Consider the following 23478-nt stretch of genomic DNA (forward strand, 5'->3'; position numbering starts at 1 on the left):
ACTGTCGCGATGCGGCTCAGCCGACCACGCCCATGATGTCCGACTCCTTCATGATCAGGAGTTCTTCGCCGTCCAGCTTGATCTCGGTGCCCGACCACTTGCCGAACAGCACACGATCGCCGACCTTGACGTCGAGCGGGGTCAGCTTGCCGGTTTCATCGCGACCGCCCGGGCCGACGGCGACCACCTGACCTTCCTGCGGCTTCTCCTTGGCGGAGTCCGGAATGATGATGCCGCCCTTGGTCTTGGTTTCGGCGTCGATGCGCTTCACCACCACGCGGTCATGGAGAGGACGAAAATTGAGCTTAGCCATGGGCTGTCCTGTGCTGTTACTGAAGGGGCTCGGCGTTCGAGTGCCGGTTCGTGATCCGCGGCTTGGGTTGCGTCCGCGTGTTGGCAGTCGTGCTGCGAGAGTGCTAATTGTGCGCCCGGGAATATGGCCAGATGCTTGTTCTGTCAAGCTGAGGGCTTAAGAGCTTGGTGATGTCGCTGTAAGATGCTCCGGCCGCCAGACCGGGGCACCGACATGATCGGTGTGACCGCATTGCCTGCTAGGGCGTTTTGCGGTTTTCTGGCGCAAGGGGCACGCGGGGCGTTCGCTCGGGGAGAAATCATGGTCAATTCACGCAACGCACGCGCGTCGCTCAATCTGGGTATGGCGTCGCTGATGGCGCTCGGTCTCGGCGCGTGCGGCAGCATGGGGGGCGGCTTCAGCCTCGGCGGTTCGCAGCCGGCCGCGGTGCAGGAGCCGGCGCCGCCGCCGGACCTGCCGGCCACCATTCGTTCGGAAGAGATCGTCGGCCGCTGGGGGCTGGCGTCGTATCTCAATCCGTCCGACCGCGCCCGCACCGAGAAGGCTGCGTTGGCACAGTGCAAGAATCCCTATGTGATCGGCGCCGGCCCGACCGGCGGCGTGATCATGCATCTGGCCGATCAGGCGACCCCGCAGGAACTGCGGCTGAAGGGCTCGCCGAGCGGCAAGAACTACATCGGTCCGGCTGGTCCGATCACCGATCAGGACCGCGAGATCATCTCGTTCGACGGCCGGGTCATGATCACCCGCTTCGTCGACAAGGATGCCGCCACTCGCTATGGCAACATGGTCTATGTCCGCTGCGCGCCGCGCGCCTGAGACTGCCGCCACCAACAAGATCGGGTCGAACCTGACGCCATGACGACATGACCGCGCTGCGGAGACTGGCGCTCGGACCGGAACGCGCGGTTGGAGTTCTCGCGGTCACCCAGATTCTTTGCTGGGGAATGCTGATCTATCCGCCGGTGCTGACCATGCCGCACCTCGCAGAGGCGCACGGCTGGTCGCTGGCGTTCGGCATGTCCGGTTTTTCGCTGGCGCTGGTGATCTCCGGCATCCTGTCTCCGATTATCGGCGGTCTGATCGATCGTCACGGCGGCAACGTCGTGATGGCGCCGGGCGCATTGCTCGGCGCGCTCGGTATGGTGTCGATCGCCAGTGTCGACCTGTGGCCGGTGTATTTCCTCGGCTGGGCGCTGCTCGGCGTGGCAATGGCCACGAACCTTTACGATCCGGCATTCGCCACGCTGGCCCGTCTGTTCGGCGCGACCGCGCGCCGGCAGATCACCTTCGTCACCTTCGCCGGCGGCTTCGCGTCCACGGTGGGGTGGCCGGCGACACATCTGCTGCTCGACACCGTCGGCTGGCGCGGCACCTATTTGGTCTTCGCCGCGGTGCTGGCCTGCGTGGTCGCGCCGCTGCACGGATTGGTGCTGCCGCGGAAGGCCGCCCCCTCGACCGTGGCGCCGAGTCCGACCCCGCATCTGATGCCAGCGGAGCCGCTGCGCCCCGAGGGGCGGCCGTTCATGCTGATCGCGGCTGCGTTTGCGATCTACGCCTTGATGTTGTCGGGGGTGACGTCGAACCTGCTTGCGATGTTCCAGCGCGGTGGGCTGGACGCCGGCACCGTGGTGATGCTCGGTGCGTTGTTCGGCCCGTCCCAGGTCGTCGCCCGACTGGCGGACTTCCTGCTCGCCGGCCGTACCCATCCATTATGGATCGCACGCGGGGCGGTGGCGTTGATGGCCTGTTCGTTTGCGATGCTCGCATTCGCCGGCCCGTCGGTGCTGGCCGCCGGTGTGTTCTGCGTGGCGTTCGGCGCCGCCAACGGCGTGATGACGATCGCGCGGGGCAGTCTGCCGTTGCTGATGTTCGGGGCGCAGGGCTATGGGCGGGTGATCGGCCGGATCGCGCGGCCGGCGCTGTTCGTGCAGGCGTCCGCCCCGTTCATCGTGGCGGCGGCTGTCGAGCGGTTCTCCGACGCCACGGTGGTCGAGGTCGGTATGGTCTGCGCGCTAGCAGCGCTGGGCTGTTTCCTGGCACTGCGGCCGCCCCGCGCCGCGGAACGGCGCTGAGGCGTCAGCCTGAGATCAGTTGAACAGCGCGTCGATGTCGTCCTGCGAGGCGTGGCCACTTTCGCCGAGCGCGCGCGGGCCGTTGAGCAGCTTGGCGTCATCGTCGCGAGTGTCGACCACCGGCGGTGCGTGCGACTTGATCTCGTCGACGCCGCCCCAGATCTCCATCATCGCCACGATGTGATGCTCGATGAATTTCATCGTGTTCATCACTTTGCTGATGCGCTGGCCGGTGAGGTCCTGGAAGTTGCACGCCTCGAAGATCGAGATCACCCGCTCCTGGATCTCATCGCTCAGCGCCTGCTGCTGGTCGGCCGAGTTCACCTTGCCGAGCGCGGTCGCCGCCTGGTCGATCGCTTCGGCGGCTTCGAGAATCTGTTGGGTGGCCTCTTCGGTGCCGCCGACGACGGCGCCGAGTTCGCCGTTGACCTTGGCCATCTCTTCGCCGCTGAAGCTCTTGGAGTGCAGCACCGCGATCTCGCGCTTGGTCTGGTCGATCGCGTTGTGGATCAGATCGAGCTCGACCTTCAGCTTCTCGCACTGCTCGACCTGTGCCTTGTAGCTGGCGAGTAGTGCCTTGGCTTCTGCAGCCTCCGCGGCGAGCGATGCGTCGATCTCCTGCTTGCTGCCGGAGTCGCCGGCGGCGACCGGGTGCACGCCGTTGACGATCTGAGCACGGATTGCCCGCAGCTCGGCCATCAGGTCGCGGTTGCTCGGACCAGCTTCGAATTCGATCGGTGCAAGCATTGGCGCTGCTCCTAGCGTCAGTTCTTCAATGCGAAAGCGCTTACGTGGAAGTGACATCGGCTGATCCCGTGATTTGCTACCTCGCTCTCGTACAGCGATCTCTTTAACGACGGGTTGAGCGCCGGAACCGGGTTCGCTTCAACTAACAGCCGAGTCCATACGGCGTGTTAACCATGAGCCGGCGCTGTTCATCGAAAATAAACGCTGCCGACGGGAATTGGCCGATCGCGACGACGTGGTGAATCGAAACGCGGTCCGCGTTTACCAAACCGATCGGGTTTTGGTTTCTGATCCGTTGCGTTCACCGCCGCATCTTCGGCGCATCCACGACGAAACAGTGCAGAGTACGTCGATGTTCAACAAAACCACCCTCGCATTGCTGACCAGCGTGTCCTGTCTCGCCGCCAGCTATCATCCTGCCTTCGCTGAGGAATTTTCGTCCGAACCAGAGCCCGCGGTGATCTACGCGACACCGCGGCCGGCGCCGGTGCGCGCCGCTTACACCGAGCGGTCGAATCTGGGCGGCGGCTTCATCGAGTTCCTGTTCAGCGACGGCGAGCCGCCGCCATCCTCGCGTTACTACCGGCGAGAGCCGGCCTACGAGGCGCGTCCCGAGTACTTGCCGGCCGCTCCGCAGTCGATCCCGGAGCAGGAGGCGGCGATCGAGCCGGCTCGCCCCGAGTTCGACCCGCGCTACGAAAAGCAACTGGTTGATTACCATGGCGCCGAAAAAGCCGGCACGATCGTGATCGATACCCCCAACAAGTTCCTCTATCTGGTGCAGGGCGACGGCAAGGCGCTGCGCTACGGCGTCGGTGTCGGCCGTCCCGGCTTCACCTGGGCGGGCGTGAAGACGATCACCGCCAAGCGCGAATGGCCGGCCTGGACGCCGCCGAAGGAAATGCTAGCGCGCCGTCCCGATCTGCCGCGTCACATGGAAGGCGGGCCGGCCAATCCGCTCGGGGCCCGGGCGATGTATCTCGGCTCCTCGCTGTACCGGATCCACGGCTCCAACGAGCCGTGGACGATCGGCACCAACGTTTCCTCTGGCTGCATCCGCATGCGCAACCAGGACGTCATCGACCTGTACGGCCGCGTCGGCGTCGGCACCAAGGTGGTGGTGATCTGATCGCCGCGCGCGAGAGCTGAGCGTCAAACGACATCGGCCGCCCAGTGGGCGGCCGATGCTTATTGCAGGATACCAGCAGACGCTAGCTAGGCGAAGTCGCTGTCGCCGCCGCCGTCGAAATCGTCGGAGTCCATGTCCATGTCGTCGTGGTCGGTGCCGGCATCTGCCATTTGGTCGTAGTCGTTGTTGTTCTGATCCATCATGCCGTAGCGCGAACTATCGTCGACGCCGCCGCTCTGCGAGCCGATATCGCCGAGGCCTGCCTGCTGCGCGAGGTTGCCGCCGGACGAGTCGCTGCCGCCCCACGGGTTCTGCAGGCCGCTGCCCAATCCGGTCTGGTCGGCAAGACTCTGATGCGAGCCGCCGCCCATCATGCCGCGGATGCTGGAGAGCAGCAGCGAGCCGCCGACCATGCCGGCGGCCGCGGCCGCCGCAGTGCCGAGGAACGATCCGCCGCCTCCGCCCATCGGTGAGCCACCGCCGAACGGACCGTTTTGCGGCGGCTGCCCATACGGGCCCTGCGGCGGTTGCGAGTAGGGTGGCGCTGCGGATTGTGAGCTGAGCACCTGCCCGGTGTTCCACGCCGGCCGGCCGCCGGTGCCCGGCGGGGGCACGTTCGGCACCGAGCCGCGCGAGGTCTGGCCCTGGCCGAAGAACGTGTCACGCATCGAATCGAGGAACCCGCCGTGCTCCTGCGGTGCCTGATCGGCCTCCAGTTCCTGGATGCGGTCATGGGCCCGCTTCAGCGCTTCGTCCTGCACCAGCACGGTCTGCACCAGCCCGTAGATCGCGTTCGGTGCGATTCGCAGCCCTTGCGAGATCGCAGCGGCAGCTTCCGGATCGCGTGGGGTGGCTTCGAGGCGGGCGAGCCGTTCGAACAGATCGTCCACAAGCTGGCGTTCCTGCGGTGTCATGATGATCTCCCTGAGCATCACTCGAACCTGCGCCGCGGCGTTCGCCGGCGGCGATCGCGGGCGCGGGTGTCACCAAATTTAAGGAACCTTGAGGCGGCCGTAAGTCCGGCCCCGGATTAAATTTCCGTATGCGACAAACCAGTCTGCCCGGACACTTGCGGCGGCGGTGCAGCCAGGCTGACGTCGAGTTTTGCGAGCAATTCCGGGAAACGGTCGCTGCCGAGATAGGCGTATTCCCGTTCGCGCTGATCGGTGAACGGGTCGAGGCTGATCAGCGTATCGTCGACCTCGCCGGGATGGCACATCACCAGACCGCCGTCGGGTAGGCCGTCGAGGAACGAGTCCATCAGCTTGCCGAAATCGGTTTCGCGCAGGAAGTCGTAGGCACCTGCGAAGCCTGAATTGAAAGCGACGCCATCACGCGCCGCGCGGCTACGGAACGGCGCGCTGAGAGCGTCGAGCAGCAGCGGTTTGGGATTGCCGAGCCGGCGCGCCAGCGGCACGCTGCGGCCGCATTGCCGAACCCATGCCTGCGGCGCCAGCGTCTTCACCGTGTCGATGAACGCGTCGCGCACTTGCGGAAACAACTGCACGTGCTGGTGCCCGTCGACGTAGTCGGGCGTGCGGCCGAACCGCTCGACGAAGGCCTCGATCTGGGCGTGCAGTTCCGTGGCGATCACCTGGCGGTCGTGGCGGCGCAGCAGCGTGCCGCGCAGCTTCCGCCCGAGCGGCAGGAACTGGCCGCCGTGCAGCGGGTGATAGTGCATCGTCAGTGGCGCGAACGGCGCGGTCAGCGTCGCGTGCAGCCCGATCGCTGCATGCGGATTGGCGGCGACGGCGTTGAGCAGCTCCGCAGCGTCGTCGCGCCCGATGGCGGGGCCGACCATCATCACCGAGGTGGCGTTGATGCGGCCGCGTCCGATCAGATCGCGGATCGCGCGATTGACCCCTGGGCTGATGCCGTAATCGTCGGCGACCAGCCAGATCCGGCGCTGGCCAGCTTCACTCATTCGGCCGCGGACCGCTTCGCCGGATCGGCACCGGCATCGGGCTCGGCCTTCTTCACCGTATGCTCGGCGACGAAATAGATCGGCCGCGCTTTCATCTCGGACAGGATCTTGCCGATGTACTCGCCGACGATGCCGATCATCAGCAGCTGCACGCCGCCGATCGTCATCATCCCGACGATGATCGACGGATAGCCGGGCACCGATTTGCCGCCGACCCAGGTCTCCCACAGGATCGACAGGCCGAACAGGAATGCGCTGATCGCGAGCCCGACGCCGAGCAGGCTGGCGATCCGCAGCGGTGCCACCGAAAACGAGGTCAGGCCTTCGATCGACAGCCCGATCAGCCGCGCGGTGGAAAACGTCGAGAAGCCGTGCGCGCGCGGCTCGGGTTCGTAATCGACACGCTTCTGGCGGAAGCCGATCCAGCTCGCCAGGCCTTTGAAGAAGCGGTTGCGTTCCGGCAGTTGCCGCAGTGCCTGCGCGGCCCGCGGCGACAGCAAGCGGAAGTCACCGGCGTCTTCCGGGATCTTCTGTCGCGCACCCCAATTGATCAGCGCGTAGAATCCTCGCACCGCGGTCCGGCGCAGCGCCGGTTCGTTATCACGATGCGCCTTGGCGGTGTAGACGACGTCGTAGCCGTCGTCGATCCAATGCGCCACCAGCGTCTCGACCAGTTCCGGCGCGTGCTGGCCGTCACCATCCATGAACAGCACGGCGCCGCGGCGGGCGTGGTCGAGCCCGGCCATCAGCGCGGCTTCCTTGCCGAAATTGCGCGACAGCGACACCACCTGGACGTCGAGCATGGTGGCCGGAAGAGTGCGGGCGATGCTCAGAGTCGAGTCGGCACTGCCGTCGTCGACATACACTACCTCGCAGGCGAGGCCGTAGCGTTGCCGCAGCGTTGCCGCGAGCGTGATCAGCCGGCCGTGCAGCGCTTGCAGTCCGCCTGCCTCGTTGTAGGCCGGGACCACGATGGACAGGCCCTGCGCCGCGGCGGCTCCCGCTTCGGTGGACAGACCCGAGACGTCACTCCCAAGCATCATCGATCGATTCCGGCCCGCACGCGCCTTGTTGTCTACTGCTGATTATATGGTGGTTCCGCGCGCCGACGCTACCACGGGCGCGGCACGCGGCATTATTGCGGCAAGAACGCTGCAAGTTTGCTGAATAGCGGATTTTCCTTGTCGAACACGTAGTCGAGCGCAGCCACCGACACCGTGTCTGCGCCATGCTGCCGCAGGAAGCTGCCGAGCGCGTAGATTTGCGAAGGCGGGCAATGCAACGTCAGCATGCCCGACGAGGTCGGGCCGCCGAACGGCGACACCACGCCGAACCGGCTGTGTGCCTCGGCCAGCAGCGTGTCGTTGCAGCCTTTGAAACGGGTGCGGACTTCCTTGTACTTGCCGGCGCGGGCACGCGAAGCGATGTGGTCGAGAATGACGCGCGCGGTTTCCCGGTTCGCCTCGCTCCAGTCGGCCTCGCGCGAGCCGACCAGATTGGCCTGGCTGCGCAGCATCACGCCGTCGTCGAGCACCTTGAGGCCATTGGCGGCGAGCGTCGCGCCGGTGGTGGTGATGTCGACGATCATCTCGGCGGTGCCGACCGCGGGCGCGCCCTCGGTCGCGCCGGCGCTCTCGACGATGCGGTAGTCGACGACGTTGTGCGCCGCAAAGAAGCCGCGGGTCAGGTTGATGTACTTGGTCGCGACCCGCATCCGGCGATTGTGCTGGGCGCGGAAGCCGGTGGTGACGTCGTCGAGGTCGGCCATGGTGCGGACATCGATCCAGGCCTGCGGCACTGCGACAACGACGTTGGCGTAGCCGAAGCCGAGGCCGTCGATCAGCAGCACGCGCTTGTCGGCATCGGTGATGCTCTCGCGCACCAGATCTTCGCCGGTCACGCCGAAATGCACCGAGCCGCGCGCCAGATTGGCGGCGATCTCGCTCGCCGACAGATACGCCACCTCGACATTGTCGAGGCCCGCGATCGTGCCGCGATAGTCGCGCGCGCCGCCGGGCTTGCTCAGCGCCAGCCCGGCGCGGGCGAAGAACGCTTCGGCGTTTTCCTGCAGGCGGCCCTTGGACGGGACCGCCAAAACGAACGGCGCGCTCATGCGGCACCTCCGGCGCTGGTCTGTGTCATCGCGTCGATCCAGATCGAGAAGCCGACCGCGGGGATCGGCGAGGCCGCACCGAGCTGGCTCATCAGCCCGTCATAGCGGCCGCCGGCGACCAGCGGCTCGTCGCCGTTGCCGACGCGGTGCAGCTCGAATTCGAAGCCGGTGTAGTAATCGACGCCGCGGCCGAAGGCGGTCGAGAACCGCACCTTGGACAAGTCGATGCCGTGGCCGGCCATGAAGCCGATCCGCGCTTCGAACTGATCGATCGCCGCATCGATCGACAGCCTGGCGTCGGCGGCGAGCGCGCGCAGCGCCTTGAGGGCATCGCTCGGCGTGCCGGTGATTGCCAAGAAGCGCTTGATCTTGTCGAGCGCGTCGCGCGGCAGCGCGCCGCTCTTCAGCGTCGATTGTTCGAGGAAGCGGTCGGCGATCTCGGCGACCGAGCGACCGCCGAGCGTGGTGGCGCCCGCGATCGACATCAGGTCGGTGACCAGCGCCAGCGCCGCCTTGCGGTCGGAGCCGGCGAGCGCGGCGAGCACGCCCTCGTATTCGTTGCTGGTCGAGGGCGCGAGCGTCAGCCGCTCCAGATCCTGCGCCAGGCTGGCCTTGCGGTGAAAATCCTTCATCAGCCGCCGCCGCCATACCGGCATCAGGTCGAGCGCGTCGATCAGCGCGGCGAACAGCGCGACGTCGCCGGTGCGGACATCGATCTCGCCGGCCTTGAGTGCGGTGGTGGCTCCGAGAGCCAGCGCCAGCATCTCGGCATCGGCCGCGGCGCGGTCCTGGCGGCCGAACGACTCGATCCCGGCCTGCAGGAATTCACTCGGCTTGCCGCCGCGCTGGCGGAACACCGGGCCGAGATAGCAGAACCCGACCGGCTGCCCGGCGGCTTTGGATGCGAGGTAGTCGCGCGCCACCGGGATCGTCAGGTCGGGGCGCAGGCACAGTTCCTCGCCGCTGGCGTCGGTGGTCAGGTAGAGGCTCTTGCGGATGTCCTCGCCCGACAGGTCGAGGAACGGTTCGGCGGGCTGCAGGATCGGCGGCGTGGCCTGGGCATAGCCGGTCGCGGCGAAGGATTGCAGCAGCGCCTCCGCCCACGCGGCGGATCCGGTCGCGCGAGTGGCGGCGGTCTTGGTCATGATCGGTCAGTCCTGCGGTCCCGGGCAGGGAGGTGGAACAGAAAATGTTGGTCGGCGCAGCCCTTAACACGGGCGGATGACAGTTTCGACCCGGTACAAGTGAAGTGTCGCGTCATTGTAAGTTTAAAAAATTTCATTAAAATAAAAAATTATATTGAAAAATATGAAAGACGTGCTATCTTTTCTGAGCGTTGCGCATCTGAGAAAGGATTGATTATGTCTAAAGGTATGAAGAATAACGGTTTTGCTGGCCGCCTTCGCGCTACCCGAGAAGCGCGCTCGATGAGCGCTTCGGACTTGGCGAAGTTATTGGATGTGACTCCCACGGCCGTTTGGAATTGGGAGAAAAACGACGTTGTGCCTCGGCCGGATATGCTGTCGTCAATTGCCCAGGTTCTTGGAGTTACAAAGGAATTTTTACAGAATGGTGAGGAGGTTTCGTCTTGCTTGAAGACTGTGTCGCTTGAGGCCATGCCCCTTGAAGATTTGATGAAGGCAATTGAAGCTAAGGGTTTCAACGTTTCAGTTAGTCCAAAATCGATTTGACAAACGGCAGCCTCGGCTAAGTCCAATCGCCCATCACCGCTTGAACCAGCGTCAGGGCGGCGACTGCTGCGGTATCGGCCCGCATGATCCGCGGGCCGAGCGCCAGCCGCAGGATGTTGGGCTGTTTCAGCAGCAAGGCGCGCTCTTCGGTGGAAAACCCGCCCTCGGGCCCGACCAGCAGGTCGACGCCCTTGGCCGCCGCATCCCGCGCGGCCTGCAGCGCCGCGACCGGATCGGCGATTTCGGCGTCTTCGTCGCAGAACACCAGCAGCCGTTCGCCGTTCGCTCGGCCAGCCAGAAACCGGTCCAGCCCGATCGGCTCGCCGACCTCAGCGAGGCTGAGAATGCCGCATTGCTCGGCCGCCTCGACGACGTTGGCGCGCATCCGTTCGGTGTTGAGCCGATGCACCTGGGTGTGCTGGGTGAGCACCGGCTGCAGCCGGCCGGCGCCCATTTCCACAGCCTTTTGGGCCATGTAGTCGAGCCTGGCGTGCTTCAGCGGGGCGAACATATAGGCGACGTCGGGCAGACGGTCCTGCGGCCGTGTCTGCTCCGCCACTTCAAGCGCTTCGGGGCGCTTACGGCCCGCAATAGTGGCGCGCCATTCGCCGTCGCGGCCATTGAAGGCCAGCACTGTGGCGCCGGCGCCCAGCCGCAATACGTTGCCGAGATAATTGCTCTGGTCGCGCGCAAGTGGCACCTGGGTACCAGACGCAAGGGCGGCATCGACGAAAAGGCGGGGGCTGCGGAAGTCGTATCGGCTCATGGGTTGGCTCTCACGCGCCGCTTCTAGCCCAATTTTTCAAGAATATCAGCCGCCTGTGGGGCGAAGCGCCGCGCTGCCGCCCTAATCGGCGGGTTGTTAAGGGCGATCCGGAATCGTAAAAGGCCCGCACGACTGTCTTTTTGACGTGCTATCGGGCCAACGGGGACCATCGAACCTTGCCGGAGGAGCAGCCTTGATCATCCGACGTTTGATCGTACCAGCGGTTGCCGCCGCTTTCGCCTTTGAAGCCGCGCCAGCACTGGCCCAGAGCGCGTTTCCCGCGCCATTGCCGAACCAGTCGGCCGCATCGCCGTTTCCGGCGCCGCTGCCCAATAAATCGGCGACCGGCACCGTGAACGACCCGGCTTTCCCTCCCGTCAACGGCTCGGGCGGAGCATTCCCGGCTGCGGGTGCAGCCCCGCTCGCCGGTGGCGGCGGTGCATTCGGCCCACCGCCTGGTGCTGCGCCGATGGGTCAGCAGGCCGGCGGCGAAGCCTGCATGAACGACTTCCTCAAGCTGCGGAAAGAAGCCGAAAAGCGCGGTCAGGCGATCCAGGCCGCCGGCAAGCGCAAGGCGCCGGCGGCCGAGGCCTGCAAGCTGATCGGCGCATTCTCCAGTTCGGAAGTCGCGATGATCAAATACGTCGTCGGCAATGCCAAGCGCTGCGGCATCCCGGGCGAGATCGCCGAGCAGCTCAAGTCCGGCCACAAGAAGACCGAGCAGATGCAGAAACAGGTCTGCAACATCGCCGAACAGCAGCAGCAGCGCGGCCCGGCGGGACCGAGCTTCGCCGACGTGCTCGGCTCGTCGACCGCCGCACCTGAGGCCAACACCTCGGCCAAGAAGTTCGGCGGCACCACCTTCGACACGCTCAACGGCAACGTGTTGTCGCGATGACCGGCGTTCCGGCCAGCGGCGCTGCCGGGCGGGTCGCCGACTCCACCGGAAACTGGGTCGATAACCACGCGCCGCTGTGGACGCGGCCTTATCTGCGGCTGGCGCGGTTCGATCGCCCGATCGGCTCCTGGCTGTTGCTGATGCCGTGCCTGTGGTCGGCGGCGCTCGCCGCCGGCATGGCCCACGACCTCAGCCGTCTGCCACTGTTCTGCGCGCTGTTCTTCATCGGCTCGTTCGTGATGCGCGGCGCCGGCTGCACCTGGAACGACATCACCGATCGCGACCTCGACGACAAGGTCGAGCGCACCCGGTCGCGTCCGATTCCGGCCGGGCAGGTCACCGCCAAGCAGGCGGCGGTGTTCATGGTGCTGCTTTGCCTGACCGGTCTGGTCGTGCTGCTGCAGTTCAACAGCTTCGCGATTCTCACCGGCATCGCGTCGCTGATCATCGTCGCGGCCTATCCGTTCATGAAGCGGATCACCTACTGGCCGCAATTCGTGCTCGGCCTGGCGTTCTCATGGGGCGCGCTGATGGGCTTTGCCGGCACGTTCGAGCGGCTCGATCTGGTGGCGTTCGCGCTGTACGCCGGTTCGATCGCCTGGGTGATCGGATACGACACTGTCTACGCGCATCAGGACGCTGAAGACGACCTGATGGTCGGCATCAAGTCGACCGCGCTGCTGTTCGGCGAAAACACCAAGCTGGCTTTGGTGCTGCTGTTCGGCGTGGCGGTCAGTCTGATCGGGGTGGCGCTGAAATTGGCCGATGCCGGCTGGTTCGCCTGGATCGGCCTTGCCGCCTTCGCGGCGCATCTGGTGCAGCAGGTCGTGCGGCTCGATATTCACGACAGTCCGTTGTGCCTGAAACTGTTCAAGTCGAACCGCGACGCCGGCCTGCTGCTGTTCGGTGGCCTGGTAGCAGACGCGGTCTCGCGCACCGTGGCGTGAGGCCGGGCGGCGCCCGGCGCTCAGGTCCATTTTTGATTAGTTGCGCGCGATGATCTCGCGTTCGCCTGAGAAGCTCTTCGGCGCATCGAGCAGACGGCCGACCCGTCGACGCATCAGGAAGCGCGGACGCCGCTTGCTGATCACATGATGACGGCGGCGGCGCTGCGCGGGTTCGCGCGACGTGTCTTCGGGAAGCTGCGGCAATCCGAAGATTTCGCTCCACAGTGCCCACATGCGTTCGATCTCCTCGGCATCGTCGCTGATCCCGAGCGGGATCGACAGCGACGGATCGCGATGCACCAGCATCAGCATCCGGCCGTCGTCCAGACCCCGGCAACCGATGCCGCGGAAGTCGCTGACGCTGACGTTCACCGCCATTCGCATGCCGGCGACCGCGCGGCGTAGCACCACCCGCTCGCGATGTAGTTCGATTTGCCGGATGCCGCCGTCGGCCCGCACATCGTGCGCGTCGAAGCGGATCGGCAGTGAGAGAGGGTCGAGCCGCAGATTGCGGCTCGACCCGGCGAGGTTAGCCCCGCCTGTTGCTGTTTGACGCCTCACGGCTTTGATCTCCCCGCCGGAATTATGTTTCCGGTCGATGGATGAGAGCTTGCCAGAGCCCGGTCCGAATTCGCTTAATAAGGCTGGTTAATCGAAACTGACCCCGGCTGCTTCGCCGCTCATGATTGACAGAACCTTGGCCGACATGATTGACGCAATCTTGCGCTCGGCCCGAAAATTGATTTGTTCCGGTGTTGTGCAAAGTGCTTGAAGTCCGCGCCGAACAGGCACATCTGTGATGTTCGTAGCGAAGGTCGCTGGCCCCCGCGTCGTTACTTCCAGCCTTAGGATTTGTATTTGTGAACTCTTCACCAAGCGCACGTTCGCCCGCTCCGTCCTCTGTGGATTCCGCCTTGTTCGATCAATCGGCGCTGAGCGATCTGGCGCAACGGCTGGTCGAAGCGGCGCGCCGCGCCGGCGCCGATCAGGCCGATGCGGTGGCGGTGCGCGGGGTGTCACACGGCGTCGAAGTGCGTGACGGACGGATGCAGGAGTCCGAACGTTCGGAGGGCGACGATGTCGGGCTGCGTGTGATCGTCGGCCGCCGCCAGGCGGTGGTTTCGACCAACGACATCAGCGGCGACGCGGTCGCCAAGCTGGCCGAGCGGGCGGTGGCGATGGCTCGCGTCGCGCCGGACGACAAATATGTCGGCCTCGCCGATCCGGCGCTTCTGGCGAGGGACTTCCCCGATCTCGATCTGCTCGATCCCGACACTCCGTCGACCGCGGAACTGGAACATCGTGCCCGCGCCGCGGAGGCCGCGGCGCTCGCGGTTCCCGGCATCAGCAAATCGGGCGGTGCTTCGGCCTCGTCGGGGATCGGCGGCATGGTGCTGGTGACGTCCACCGGCTTCCACGGCGCCTTCCTGCGCTCCAGCCAGAGCATCTCGATGACCGCGATCGCGGGCGACGGTACCGGCATGGAGCGCGACTATGAATACACCACGGCGCCGCACGCCTCCGACCTGATGTCGCCGGAGAACGTCGGCCGCGTTGCCGGCGAGCGCACCGCGGCGCGCCTCGGGCCGCGCAAGGTCGAGACCTGCAAGGTGCCGGTGGTGTTCGATCCGCGCGTCGCCGGCTCGCTGGTCGGTCATCTGGTCGGCGCGGCCAACGGCGCCTCGATCGCGCGCAAGACCTCGTTCCTCAAGGATCGGCTCGGCCAGAAGCTGTTCAAGGATGGCATCCGCATCGTCGACGATCCGCTGCGCAAGCGGGGGCTGCGCTCGCAGGCGTTCGACGCCGAGGGCGTCGCGGTGAAGCCGCTGTCGATCGTCGACGACGGTGTGCTGACGTCGTGGCTATTGGATTGCGCCACAGCGCGCGAACTCGGCCTCGCCACCACCGGACACGCGCATCGCGGAGTGTCGTCGTCGCCGTCGCCGGGACCTTACAATCTGCATCTGGAAGCCGGTTCGCTCGGCGCCGACGAGCTGATCGCCGACATCAAACAGGGCTTCTACGTCACCGACCTGATCGGCTCCGGTGTCAACGGCGTCACCGGCGACTACAGCCGCGGCGCCGCCGGCTTTTGGATCGAAAACGGTGAACGAACCTACGCGGTCAGCGAAGTCACCATCGCCGGGCACCTGCTCGACATGTACAAGACCCTGACGCCGGCCAGCGACCTGACCTTCCGTTACGGTGTCAATGCGCCGACGCTGCGGATCGAGGGGCTGACGATTGCCGGACGCTAGTCCAGATACAAAGCATAGTACTGTCGCGCCGCAGGATGCGGCGCTGCTCGCCGACACGGTGCGCGAGGCCGGCGCTTTGGCGCTGTCGATGTTCCGCACCGAGCTCAAGACCTGGACCAAGGGCGCGTCCTCGCCCGTCTCCGAAGCCGACATCGCCGTCGACGAATTGATTCGCGCGCGGCTGCAGGCGGTCACGCCGCACTACGGCTGGTTGTCCGAAGAGAGTGTCGACGATCTCACACGGCTCGACAAGGATCTGGTGTGGATTGTCGATCCGATCGACGGCACCCGCGCTTATCTGGCCGGCCGCGAGGATTGGTGCGTGTCGGTGGCGCTGATCGCGGACAGTAAGCCGGTTCTCGCTGCGGTGTTCGCGCCGGTTTCGGGTGAGTTCTTCTTCGCGACGCGCGGCGCGGGGGCATCGCTTAATGGCGCGTCTCTGCACGCCAGCGTCGGCACGACGATGGAAGGTGCCAAGGTCGCCGGGCCGAAGCCGCTGATCGAACGACTGGCGCTGCCGTCCACCGCGCTCATCCTGCCGCGGATCGGCTCGCTGGCGCTGCGGCTGTGCCGTGTCGCTGATCGGCAGGTCGATATTGCATTCGCCGGAGGGCAGAGTCGCGATTGGGATCTTGCCGCGGCCGATTTGATCGTGCACGAAGCGGATGGTACAATGACAACTCTCGCGGGCGAGACCATCGTCTACAACCGCTCCGAGGTCACACATGGCGTGCTGGTGGCTGCGGGGCGCGAGCGTCATGCTCACATCATCGAGCATTTTCGCGCTTCTCCGCGAGGCTGAGCGCGCGCATGCCTGTTCGCCGTAATGAGGAAGTTTGATGTCGGACAATGCGCAGCAATTGCTCCACCTCGTAATCGGGGGAGAATTGGAAGACCTCGAGAACGTGACCTTTCGCGATCTCGACAAGGTCGACATCGTCGGGGTGTACCCGAACTACGCGACGGCCTACGCGGCGTGGAAGGCCCGGGCGCATCAGACGGTCGACAATGCGCACATGCGGTATTTCATCGTTCATCTGCATCGTCTGCTCGATCCAGAAAAAGAAGCCCGGTCCGCGCAGCACTGATCGCGCAGGACTGACGATGTCGCTTCGCGATGATGCGCGTCACCTTCGCGGTGACAGACGGGGCCGTTGATGGCTGATCCGGTGCCGATGACGCTTCGCGTCTATCGCAAGCTGACCGCTGCCGCGGCGCCGATGGCGTCGCTGTGGATCGGCCGGCGGCTGAGACAGGGCAAGGAGGATCCTGCGCGGGTCGGCGAACGTCGCGGGCTCAGTCGTGATGCGCGCCCGCAAGGGCCGGTGGTGTGGATCCATGGCGCCAGCGTCGGCGAGGTGTTGGCCGCGGCCGGGCTGATCGAACGGCTGCGCGCGCTCAACCTGCGCATCCTGCTGACCTCCGGCACGTTGACCTCGGCCCAGGTGGTGGCGAACCGGTTTCCGCCGGACATCATCCACCAGTTCATTCCATACGACGCGCCGCGCTTCGTCGCGCGCTTTCTCGATCACTGGCGCCCGAGCCTGGCGCTCTTCATCGAATCCGATCTGTGGCCGAACCTGATCCTCGACGCTTCGGCGCGGCGGGTGCCGATGGTGCTGATCAACGGCCGGATGTCACAGCGCTCGTTTCCGCGCTGGCAGCGCGCGTCGGCGACGATCGGCGCGCTGCTCGGCCGGTTCGACATCTGTCTGGCGCAGTCGCGGGTCGATGCCGAACGTTTCAGCGCGCTCGGCAGTCCGAGCGTGATTACCACCGGCAATCTGAAGATGGATGTCGCTCCGCCGCCGGCCGATCCGGGGCGGCTGGAGCGGCTGCACGCGGTCACCCGCGGCCGTCCGGTGATCGTCGCCGCTTCGACCCATCCGGGCGAAGAAGAGCTGCTGGTCGAGGCGCATCGCCGCCTGATCGCCAGCTTCCCGACGCTGCTCACGGTGATCGTGCCGCGGCATCCGCATCGCGGCGAGCAGGTCGCCGGCCTGGTCGATGCTGCCGGTCTGCCGGTGGCGCAGCGCTCGCGCGAGCAGCAGCCGATGGCCGCGACCGCGGTCTATGTCGCCGACACCATGGGCGAACTCGGACTGTTTTATCGGCTGGCGCCGATCGTCTTCATGGGCGGCTCGCTGGTCGAGCACGGCGGCCAGAATCCGATCGAGGCGGTCAAGCTCGGCGCCGCCATCGTGCACGGTCCGCACGTCTCCAACTTCACTGAAGTCTATCGCGCGCTCGACGATGAGGGGGGAGCGTTCGCCGTCCCCGATGTCGACGCGCTGGTGCTGCGGATCTCATCGCTGCTGTCAAACCATGACGCGCGGCAGATCTCGATCACGGCGGCCACGAATGTGGTCGACCGCCTCGGCGGCGCGCTCGACCGCACCATCGCGGCGCTCGAACCCTATCTGCTGCAATTGCAGATCGAACGGGGCGCGACGAATGCGTGAGCCGGGCTTCTGGCACCGGCCTCCCTCTCTGGTGTCGCGCCTGTTGCTGCCGATCGCCGCGATCTACAGCGTCATCGCCGCGACGCGAATGCAGAAGCTTGGTACCGCGGTGAGCGTGCCGGTGCTGTGCGTTGGCAACTATCACATGGGCGGCGCCGGCAAGACGCCGACGACGCTTGCTCTGGTCGCGCTGCTACGCGAGCTCGGCGAAACCCCGGTGGTGCTGAGCCGCGGCTATGGCGGGCGTCTGCACGGACCGATCCAGGTCGATCCATCGCGGCACAACGCCGCTGATATCGGCGACGAGCCGCTGATGATGGCGCACCGCGTACCGGTGGTGGTGGCGCGCGACCGGACCGACGGTGCGGCGCTGGCCTGTGCGCTCGGCGCCAGCGTGATCCTGATGGACGACGGCTTCCAGAATCCGGCGCTGATCAAGGATGCGTCGCTGATCGTGGTCGACAGCCATCGCGGCATCGGCAACGGCAGCGTGTTTCCGGCCGGGCCGCTGCGAGCGCCGCTGCCGCTGCAGATCGCCTGCACCGACGCGCTGGTCGTGGTCGGCGACGGCAATGCGGCTGACGGCCTCGCGCAGAAGATTACGAAGCAAGGCGGACTGATGCTGCGGGCCCGGCTGGTGCCGCAAACGGCCTCGGTGGAGGCACTGCGCGGCCGCCGGGCGTTGGCGTTTGCCGGCATCGGCGATCCGGCGCGGTTCGCCGCGACGCTTCGGGCCAGCGGCGTCGAGGTGGTCGCGCAGCGCGCGTATCCCGATCACCATCCGTTCACGGCGGAGGAACTGGCCGAACTCGCCGACGCAGCCAAGCGCGATCGGCTGACGCTGGTGACGACCGAAAAGGATCTGGCCCGGATCGGGAGGGCGGCGGAGTCGCTCGGCGTCGAGGTCGTGCCGTTTGCGGTGACGCTGGCGTTCGACGACGAGGCGAAGCTGCGGCTGTTCCTGCTCGACCGGCTCAACGGCACCCGCGCCGCCAAGCTCGCCGAGCAGCGCTGAGGGCTCGGGCTCAGCCCTTGGGCTGGAATGCGCCGGGATAGTGCCGCTTCAGCACGGCTTCGGGAGTCGCGTAGGGCTCCTTGAGATCGACGCTCCAGTATTTCAGCTCGTCGAGCGGGATCTGCTCCCCGGTGACGGCGCAGCGCACATAGGTGCCGGGCGAGATCACGCGGAAGTCGCCATCGAGATATTGCACCTGGGCTTCGCCAGAACCCGAGAAGCCAAATTTGTTGAGCACGGCTGATCTCCTGAAAACCGCAGGTTGCGGAACGACGCCAAGCCTGCGGGTCGATACACCTGACAGATAGAACGGATGCGCCGAGTTGCAAACCGCCGCGACGTCATGGCGGCGTCGTTTTCGCAGCGGCCAGAGGCATTCCACCTCTAAAAAGGGCTATTCCATCTCTAAAATAGCGATCCCTGGCCGGCCGGCTTCGCCGGTCGCTTCGGGGCCTTCGCCGGGGTGGACGACGGCTTTGCGGCCTCGACCGGCGATCCGCTGCCGCCATCGGCGGTGACACCTATCCGGCCGTCGGCGAATTCGACGCTGAGCCGAACGCCTGCGGAGACCGACGCGGCGGCGTGCAGCGAGCGGCCATCGGCATCCCGCACCAGCGCGAAGCCGCGGGCCAGCACGCCCCGGTACGACAGTGCGGTGAGCAGCTTGCCTGTGGCGTCGACCCGGGCCTGCCGGCGCTCCAGCAGCGTGGTCAGCGCCCGCCGGGCCCGCTCGGCGAGGCGCTGCAGCCGCTCCTGTTCGCGGGCGATCTGCATCCGCTGCGCCTGCGCGTTGGCGAGCTTGGAGGCCTGCAGCCGCACCGCCAGCCCCTCGAACCGCTCACGGCGATGCCGCAGCGTGGCGCGGGCGCAGCGTTGCAGCTGGGTGCCGGAGACATCGAGCCGATGCGCGGCATGCGACACCTGCGCCCGCAGCACTTTCATCGTCATGCCGGCCGCCGCAGCGGCGAAGCGGCGATGGTGGGCGTGGGTGTTGGCGCGGAGCGCGCGCGGCAGCGATGCGGAGGCACTGTCGAGCCGCTGCCGCGGGATCGCCAGCAGATCGGAGGCGCCGGGCAGCGCGCGGGCGGCGGCGCGCAGCTCGTTGCGGCGAAAATCCTGGCCGCGCTGCCAGCTCGACAGCATCCGCCGGGCCAGCCCGCCGACCTCGACGAACAGCTCGGCGCGCACCGGCACCGCCATTTCGGCGGCCGCCGTCGGGGTCGGCGCGCGCTTGTCGGATGCGAAGTCGATCAAAGTGACATCGGTCTCGTGGCCGACCGCCGAGATCAGCGGGATCATGCTGTCCGCTGCGGCGCGGACCACGATCTCCTCGTTGAACGACCACAGGTCCTCCAGCGAGCCGCCGCCGCGCGCCACGATCAACAGGTCCGGCCGCGGAATCGGCCCGTCTTCGGGCAACGCGTTGAAACCGTGGATCGCGGCCGCGATCTGCTCGGCCGAGCCCTCGCCCTGCACCCGCACCGGCCACACCAGCACCCGGCGCGGGAAGCGGTCTTCCAACCGATGCAGGATATCGCGGATCACAGCGCCGGTCGGTGACGTGACGACGCCGATCACTTCCGGCAGCCACGGCAAGAGCTGCTTGCGCGCCTCGTCGAACAGGCCCTCGGCGGCGAGCTTCTTCTTGCGCTCTTCCATCAGCGCCATCAGCGCGCCGACGCCGGCAGGCTCGAGCGCCTCGATCACGATCTGATATTTCGACGAGCCGGGGTAGGTGGTCAGCTTGCCGGTGGCGATGACCTCGAGGCCTTCCTGCGGCTTGAACCGCATTCGCCCGGCGACGCCCTTCCAGATCACGGCCTCGATCTTGGCGCCCTCGTCCTTCAGGGCGAAATAGCAGTGGCCCGACGAATGCGGCCCGCGGAACCCGGTGATCTCGCCGCGCACCCGGACATGCCCATAGGTGTCCTCGACCGTCCGCTTCAGCGCCTGCGACAGCTCGGAAACGGTGAATTCGCCGACATTGGCGAGGGCTTGGGGAGACTGCAGTCGGGCCATGCGATTCGATCGGAGGTTTGCGGGTGCGGCGGAAGGTAGGGACTTTCGGCCCGGCCGCCAACCCGCGGAAGCCGCCGGTCCGTCATCCGGACATATCCACATCCGCGCCGGCGCGCGTTGCCGGGCGCGTGCCGCGTGTTACACCTCGCGGACCATCCACGGGGTGCACGGTCAGGCTTTCATGAATATTCTCCTTCTCGGCTCGGGCGGGCGCGAACATGCGCTGGCGTGGAAGATCGCGGCCTCGCCGCTGGTCACCAAGCTGTGGTGCGCGCCGGGCAATGCCGGGATCGCCCGCGAGGCGACCTGCGTGGCGCTCGACATCGCCGACCATCCGGCCGTCGTCGAGTTCTGCAAGGCCAATGCGGTCGACTTCGTGGTGGTCGGGCCGGAGGCACCGCTCGCCGCCGGCATCGTCGACGACCTCGCCGCAGCCGGCATCAAGGCGTTCGGGCCGAGCCGGAAGGCGTCGCAGCTCGAAAGCTCCAAGGGCTTCACCAAGGATCTGTGCAAAGCGCACGACATTCCGACCGCCGCCTATGAGCGGTTCGGCGATCCGAACGAGGCCAAGGCCTATATCCGCGCCCAAGGCGCGCCGATCGTGATCAAGGCCGACGGCCTCGCCGCTGGCAAGGGCGTGGTGGTGGCGATGACGCTGCAGGACGCCGAAGCCGCGATCGACATGATGTTCGGCGGTGGCCTCGGCGAGGCGGGTGTCGAAGTCGTGGTCGAGGATTTCCTGGTCGGCGAAGAGGCGTCGTTCTTCGTGCTGTGCGACGGCGAGCACGCGTTGCCGCTCGCCACCGCGCAGGACCACAAGCGCGCCTATGACGGCGACAAGGGCCCGAACACCGGCGGCATGGGGGCGTATTCGCCGGCGCCGGTGATGACGGATGCGATCTGCCAGCAGGCGATGGACCAGATTATCACGCCGACGCTGAAAGCCATGAAGGCGATGGGCGCGCCGTTCAAGGGCGTGCTGTTCGCCGGGCTGATGATCACCGAGGAAGGCCCGCAGCTGATCGAATACAACGTCCGCTTCGGCGATCCGGAATGCCAGGTGCTGATGATGCGGCTGATGTCCGACATCGTGCCGGCGCTACTCGCCTGCGCCGACGGCCAGCTCGATCATTTCAGCCTACGCTGGCACGACGAGCCGGCGCTCACCGTGGTGATGGCGGCCAAGGGCTATCCCGGCGCTTACGAGAAGGGCACGCGGATCGCCGGGCTGGAGCGCGCCGACGCGATTGCCGGGGTCCAGATCTTCCACGCCGGCACGATCGCGTCGGGCGATTGGATTCTCGCCACCGGCGGCCGGGTGCTCGCCGTCACCGCATCGGCCAAGACGGTCGCCGAAGCCCAGCGTCGCGCCTACGAGGCGATCGGCGTGATCAACTGGCCCGAAGGCTTCTGCCGTCGCGACATCGGCTGGCAGGCGGTGGCGCGGGAACGGCGAGGGAAGTAGTTTGTTTTTCGTGTGGGTGACGAGCATTCTGCTCGGCGCGCCCCCTCTCCCGCTTGCGGGAGAGGGTTGGGGTGAGGGTGACGCGGGCACAGAGGCCACGTAGTTCGGAGACTCAGCTTCCCCCACCCGGATCGCTGACGCGATCCGACCTCCCCCGCAAGCGGGAGAGGTTGCGCCGACCGCGTTGCTTCGCTGTGCCAAATCACCAAAGGAGAAACCGCCGATGCCCGATCTCGCCGATTTGTTTCCGGGCTTCGGCTCGGAATGGATCAACACCTCGTCGGGCCGGATCTTCGCCCGCACCGGCGGCGACGGGCCGCCGCTGCTGCTGCTGCACGGCTTCTCCGAAACCCATGTGATGTGGCACCGGGTTGCGCCGAAGCTCGCCGAGCGTTTCAAGCTGATCATCGCCGATCTGCCGGGCTACGGCTGGTCCGACATGCCGCGCAGCGACGAAACGCACACGCCCTACACCAAGCGGGCGATGGCCAAGCAGTTGATCGAGGCGATGGAGCAGCTCGGCCATGTCCATTTCGCGCTCGCCGGCCACGACCGCGGCGGCCGGGTCAGCTACCGGATGGCGCTGGACTCGCCGGGGCGGCTGTCGAAGCTCGCGGTGCTGGATATCCTGCCGACCTACGAATACTGGCAGCGGATGGACCGGCGCTATGCGCTGAAGATCTATCACTGGAGCTTCCTGGCGCAGCCGGCGCCGCTGCCGGAAACGCTGATCGCGGCGGCGCCGGATTTCTTCCTGAAGAACAAGCTGGCGAGCTGGGCCAAGCAGCACGATCTGTCGTGCTTCGATCCGCGCGCGCTCGAGCATTATCTGGCGCCGTTCCGCGATCCGATGCGGCTGCACGCGATGTGCGAGGACTACCGCGCCGGCGCGTTCGCGGATTTCGAGCACGACAAGGCCGATGTCGAAGCCGGCAACAAGATCCCGGTGCCGATGCTGGCGCTGTGGGGCGACGCCGGCATCGCGCAATCGGCCGCGACTCCGCTCGACACCTGGAAGAATTGGGCGAAAGACGTGCAGGGCGGACCGGTCGATTCCGGTCACTTCCTCACCGAGGAGGCGCCGGATCAGACCGCCGAAGCGTTGTTGAAGTTCTTCACCGCCGCGCCTTGAAGAACTCCCGCAGCATCGCGGCGGCTTCGCGCTCGCCGACTGCGGAATACACTTCCGGCGCATGGTGGCAGGTCGGCTGGCCGTAGAACCGCACGCCGGATTCCACCGCGCCACCCTTCGGATCGAACGCGCCGAAATACAGCCGCCGGATCCGTGCAAACGAGATCGCGCCGGCGCACATCGTGCACGGCTCCAGCGTGACGTAGAGATCGCAATCGACCAGCCGCTCGCTGCCGAGCTTGGCCGACGCCTGCCGGATCGCCAGCAGCTCGGCGTGGGCGGTGGGGTCGCGGTCGGTCAGGGTGCGGTTGCCGGCTTTGGCGATCACCACGCCGTCGCGGACGATCACGCAGCCGATCGGCACCTCACCGGCGGCCCCTGCGGCGGCCGCCTCGGCCAGCGCCAATTCCATGAAAGTGGAAGCCGTCATCGTCGTTCTTGGCTCGTCTCGCTCCGAAAACTCTGCTAGGAGACCGACTTCAGCAAAAGTGGATGGCTGTTTTGCGTGACCATGCGCGTTTCGA

At 66.4% G+C, this 23478-nt stretch carries 25 protein-coding genes; 13 read left to right on the plus strand and 12 right to left on the minus strand.

Annotated elements, in window-relative coordinates:
- Positions 1-16: 16 nt before the first annotated feature.
- Positions 17-313 (minus strand): co-chaperone GroES, encoded by a 297-nt coding sequence (gene groES / locus DNX69_RS21635; protein WP_110788050.1) that lies wholly within the window; start codon positions 311-313, stop codon positions 17-19.
- Positions 314-613: 300 nt separating this feature from the next.
- Here groES and DNX69_RS21640 point away from each other — a divergent pair, with 300 nt between their 5' ends.
- Together DNX69_RS21640 and DNX69_RS21645 are read left to right on the plus strand one after the other, a co-directional pair.
- Positions 614-1132 (plus strand): hypothetical protein, encoded by a 519-nt coding sequence (locus DNX69_RS21640; protein ID WP_110788051.1) that lies wholly within the window; start codon positions 614-616, stop codon positions 1130-1132.
- A 47-nt stretch (positions 1133-1179) separates the two neighbouring features.
- Entirely contained in the window at positions 1180-2388 is a 1209-nt protein-coding gene (locus tag DNX69_RS21645; protein ID WP_110788052.1) for an MFS transporter, read from the plus strand.
- Positions 2389-2403: 15 nt separating this feature from the next.
- On the opposite strand, the gene DNX69_RS21650 is transcribed toward DNX69_RS21645, so the two are convergent.
- Positions 2404-3192 carry a protein phosphatase CheZ gene (locus DNX69_RS21650; RefSeq protein WP_110788053.1) on the minus strand — a complete coding sequence of 263 codons (789 nt, stop codon included), beginning with the start codon at positions 3190-3192 and terminating at the stop codon, positions 2404-2406.
- Positions 3193-3487: 295 nt separating this feature from the next.
- Between DNX69_RS21650 and DNX69_RS21655 the strand changes: the two genes are divergently transcribed.
- Positions 3488-4264 (plus strand): L,D-transpeptidase, encoded by a 777-nt coding sequence (locus DNX69_RS21655; protein WP_110788218.1) that lies wholly within the window; start codon positions 3488-3490, stop codon positions 4262-4264.
- A gap of 86 nt (positions 4265-4350) precedes the next feature.
- On the opposite strand, the gene DNX69_RS21660 is transcribed toward DNX69_RS21655, so the two are convergent.
- The 5 genes from DNX69_RS21660 to DNX69_RS21680 all read right to left on the minus strand — a co-directional run bounded on the left by DNX69_RS21660 (position 4351) and on the right by DNX69_RS21680 (position 9446).
- Positions 4351-5178, minus strand: a complete 828-nt coding sequence (locus DNX69_RS21660) for a DUF2076 domain-containing protein (protein ID WP_110788219.1) — start codon at positions 5176-5178, stop codon at positions 4351-4353.
- Positions 5179-5294: 116 nt separating this feature from the next.
- Positions 5295-6188, minus strand: a complete 894-nt coding sequence (locus tag DNX69_RS21665) for a ChbG/HpnK family deacetylase (protein WP_110788054.1) — start codon at positions 6186-6188, stop codon at positions 5295-5297.
- Entirely contained in the window at positions 6185-7231 is a 1047-nt protein-coding gene (locus DNX69_RS21670; protein WP_110788055.1) for a glycosyltransferase family 2 protein, read from the minus strand. Before DNX69_RS21670 ends, DNX69_RS21665 begins: the two co-directional genes overlap by 4 nt.
- A 92-nt stretch (positions 7232-7323) precedes the next feature.
- Positions 7324-8301 carry an ATP phosphoribosyltransferase gene (gene hisG / locus DNX69_RS21675; RefSeq protein WP_110788056.1) on the minus strand — a complete coding sequence of 326 codons (978 nt, stop codon included), beginning with the start codon at positions 8299-8301 and terminating at the stop codon, positions 7324-7326.
- Entirely contained in the window at positions 8298-9446 is a 1149-nt protein-coding gene (locus tag DNX69_RS21680; RefSeq protein ID WP_110788057.1) for an ATP phosphoribosyltransferase regulatory subunit, read from the minus strand. Before DNX69_RS21680 ends, hisG begins: the two co-directional genes overlap by 4 nt.
- A gap of 99 nt (positions 9447-9545) precedes the next feature.
- On the opposite strand from DNX69_RS21680, the gene DNX69_RS21685 reads away from it, so the two are divergent.
- Positions 9546-9992: a helix-turn-helix domain-containing protein gene (locus DNX69_RS21685; RefSeq protein WP_133256036.1), complete on the plus strand. Its 447-nt coding sequence runs from the start codon at positions 9546-9548 to the stop codon at positions 9990-9992.
- Positions 9993-10008: 16 nt separating this feature from the next.
- On the opposite strand, the gene DNX69_RS21690 is transcribed toward DNX69_RS21685, so the two are convergent.
- On the minus strand, positions 10009-10758 hold the full coding sequence (locus DNX69_RS21690; protein WP_110788059.1) for a 16S rRNA (uracil(1498)-N(3))-methyltransferase: 750 nt from the start codon (positions 10756-10758) through the stop codon (positions 10009-10011).
- A gap of 193 nt (positions 10759-10951) precedes the next feature.
- Here DNX69_RS21690 and DNX69_RS21695 point away from each other — a divergent pair, with 193 nt between their 5' ends.
- Complete coding sequence (locus tag DNX69_RS21695; protein ID WP_110788060.1) at positions 10952-11656, plus strand: hypothetical protein; 705 nt, start codon at positions 10952-10954, stop codon at positions 11654-11656.
- Entirely contained in the window at positions 11653-12603 is a 951-nt protein-coding gene (gene ubiA / locus DNX69_RS21700; protein ID WP_110788061.1) for a 4-hydroxybenzoate octaprenyltransferase, read from the plus strand. The genes DNX69_RS21695 and ubiA overlap by 4 nt, the downstream gene beginning before the upstream one ends.
- 36 nt (positions 12604-12639) lie before the next feature.
- On the opposite strand, the gene DNX69_RS21705 is transcribed toward ubiA, so the two are convergent.
- The gene (locus DNX69_RS21705) at positions 12640-13164 is read right to left on the minus strand and encodes a DUF6101 family protein (RefSeq protein WP_110788062.1); all 525 of its coding nucleotides are present in this window, start codon (positions 13162-13164) and stop codon (positions 12640-12642) included.
- A gap of 299 nt (positions 13165-13463) precedes the next feature.
- Between DNX69_RS21705 and DNX69_RS21710 the strand changes: the two genes are divergently transcribed.
- From DNX69_RS21710 to lpxK, 5 genes are all read left to right on the plus strand, one after another.
- Positions 13464-14861, plus strand: coding sequence for a TldD/PmbA family protein (locus tag DNX69_RS21710; RefSeq protein WP_110788063.1), 1398 nt, complete (start codon positions 13464-13466; stop codon positions 14859-14861).
- Positions 14848-15663 (plus strand): 3'(2'),5'-bisphosphate nucleotidase CysQ, encoded by an 816-nt coding sequence (locus DNX69_RS21715; RefSeq protein ID WP_110788064.1) that lies wholly within the window; start codon positions 14848-14850, stop codon positions 15661-15663. The genes DNX69_RS21710 and DNX69_RS21715 overlap by 14 nt, the downstream gene beginning before the upstream one ends.
- Positions 15664-15700: 37 nt before the next feature.
- Positions 15701-15949, plus strand: coding sequence for a DUF4170 domain-containing protein (locus DNX69_RS21720; RefSeq protein ID WP_110788065.1), 249 nt, complete (start codon positions 15701-15703; stop codon positions 15947-15949).
- 69 nt (positions 15950-16018) lie between these two features.
- Positions 16019-17323 (plus strand): 3-deoxy-D-manno-octulosonic acid transferase, encoded by a 1305-nt coding sequence (locus DNX69_RS21725; protein ID WP_110788066.1) that lies wholly within the window; start codon positions 16019-16021, stop codon positions 17321-17323.
- Positions 17316-18338, plus strand: coding sequence for a tetraacyldisaccharide 4'-kinase (lpxK, locus tag DNX69_RS21730; RefSeq protein WP_110788067.1), 1023 nt, complete (start codon positions 17316-17318; stop codon positions 18336-18338). The genes DNX69_RS21725 and lpxK overlap by 8 nt, the downstream gene beginning before the upstream one ends.
- A 10-nt stretch (positions 18339-18348) precedes the next feature.
- Here the strand turns inward: lpxK and DNX69_RS21735 are convergent, their stop codons facing one another.
- Together DNX69_RS21735 and xseA are read right to left on the minus strand one after the other, a co-directional pair.
- Positions 18349-18576: a DUF2093 domain-containing protein gene (locus tag DNX69_RS21735; RefSeq protein WP_110788068.1), complete on the minus strand. Its 228-nt coding sequence runs from the start codon at positions 18574-18576 to the stop codon at positions 18349-18351.
- 167 nt (positions 18577-18743) lie between these two features.
- Positions 18744-20357, minus strand: coding sequence for an exodeoxyribonuclease VII large subunit (xseA, locus tag DNX69_RS21740; protein WP_110788069.1), 1614 nt, complete (start codon positions 20355-20357; stop codon positions 18744-18746).
- 181 nt (positions 20358-20538) lie between these two features.
- Between xseA and purD the strand changes: the two genes are divergently transcribed.
- Complete coding sequence (gene purD / locus DNX69_RS21745; protein ID WP_110788070.1) at positions 20539-21822, plus strand: phosphoribosylamine--glycine ligase; 1284 nt, start codon at positions 20539-20541, stop codon at positions 21820-21822.
- A 223-nt stretch (positions 21823-22045) separates the two neighbouring features.
- Positions 22046-22954: an alpha/beta fold hydrolase gene (locus tag DNX69_RS21750; protein ID WP_110788071.1), complete on the plus strand. Its 909-nt coding sequence runs from the start codon at positions 22046-22048 to the stop codon at positions 22952-22954.
- On the opposite strand, the gene DNX69_RS21755 is transcribed toward DNX69_RS21750, so the two are convergent.
- Entirely contained in the window at positions 22938-23384 is a 447-nt protein-coding gene (locus tag DNX69_RS21755; protein WP_013501110.1) for a nucleoside deaminase, read from the minus strand. The genes DNX69_RS21750 and DNX69_RS21755 overlap by 17 nt on opposite strands.
- Between the last annotated feature and the right edge of the window lie 94 nt (positions 23385-23478).

This window comes from Rhodopseudomonas palustris (genome assembly GCF_003226555.1).
Classification (GTDB): domain Bacteria; phylum Pseudomonadota; class Alphaproteobacteria; order Rhizobiales; family Xanthobacteraceae; genus Rhodopseudomonas; species Rhodopseudomonas palustris_I.

Coding starts and splice junctions, on each gene's coding strand:
- groES (WP_110788050.1), bottom strand. CDS start 313: ATGGCTAAGCTCAATTTTCGTCCTCTCCATGACCGCGTGGTGGTGAAG.
- DNX69_RS21640 (WP_110788051.1), top strand. CDS start 614: ATGGTCAATTCACGCAACGCACGCGCGTCGCTCAATCTGGGTATGGCG.
- DNX69_RS21645 (WP_110788052.1), top strand. CDS start 1,180: ATGACCGCGCTGCGGAGACTGGCGCTCGGACCGGAACGCGCGGTTGGA.
- DNX69_RS21650 (WP_110788053.1), bottom strand. CDS start 3,192: ATGTCACTTCCACGTAAGCGCTTTCGCATTGAAGAACTGACGCTAGGA.
- DNX69_RS21655 (WP_110788218.1), top strand. CDS start 3,488: ATGTTCAACAAAACCACCCTCGCATTGCTGACCAGCGTGTCCTGTCTC.
- DNX69_RS21660 (WP_110788219.1), bottom strand. CDS start 5,178: ATGACACCGCAGGAACGCCAGCTTGTGGACGATCTGTTCGAACGGCTC.
- DNX69_RS21665 (WP_110788054.1), bottom strand. CDS start 6,188: ATGAGTGAAGCTGGCCAGCGCCGGATCTGGCTGGTCGCCGACGATTAC.
- DNX69_RS21670 (WP_110788055.1), bottom strand. CDS start 7,231: ATGATGCTTGGGAGTGACGTCTCGGGTCTGTCCACCGAAGCGGGAGCC.
- hisG (WP_110788056.1), bottom strand. CDS start 8,301: ATGAGCGCGCCGTTCGTTTTGGCGGTCCCGTCCAAGGGCCGCCTGCAG.
- DNX69_RS21680 (WP_110788057.1), bottom strand. CDS start 9,446: ATGACCAAGACCGCCGCCACTCGCGCGACCGGATCCGCCGCGTGGGCG.
- DNX69_RS21690 (WP_110788059.1), bottom strand. CDS start 10,758: ATGAGCCGATACGACTTCCGCAGCCCCCGCCTTTTCGTCGATGCCGCC.
- ubiA (WP_110788061.1), top strand. CDS start 11,653: ATGACCGGCGTTCCGGCCAGCGGCGCTGCCGGGCGGGTCGCCGACTCC.
- DNX69_RS21720 (WP_110788065.1), top strand. CDS start 15,701: ATGTCGGACAATGCGCAGCAATTGCTCCACCTCGTAATCGGGGGAGAA.
- DNX69_RS21725 (WP_110788066.1), top strand. CDS start 16,019: ATGGCTGATCCGGTGCCGATGACGCTTCGCGTCTATCGCAAGCTGACC.
- lpxK (WP_110788067.1), top strand. CDS start 17,316: ATGCGTGAGCCGGGCTTCTGGCACCGGCCTCCCTCTCTGGTGTCGCGC.
- xseA (WP_110788069.1), bottom strand. CDS start 20,357: ATGGCCCGACTGCAGTCTCCCCAAGCCCTCGCCAATGTCGGCGAATTC.
- purD (WP_110788070.1), top strand. CDS start 20,539: ATGAATATTCTCCTTCTCGGCTCGGGCGGGCGCGAACATGCGCTGGCG.
- DNX69_RS21750 (WP_110788071.1), top strand. CDS start 22,046: ATGCCCGATCTCGCCGATTTGTTTCCGGGCTTCGGCTCGGAATGGATC.
- DNX69_RS21755 (WP_013501110.1), bottom strand. CDS start 23,384: ATGACGGCTTCCACTTTCATGGAATTGGCGCTGGCCGAGGCGGCCGCC.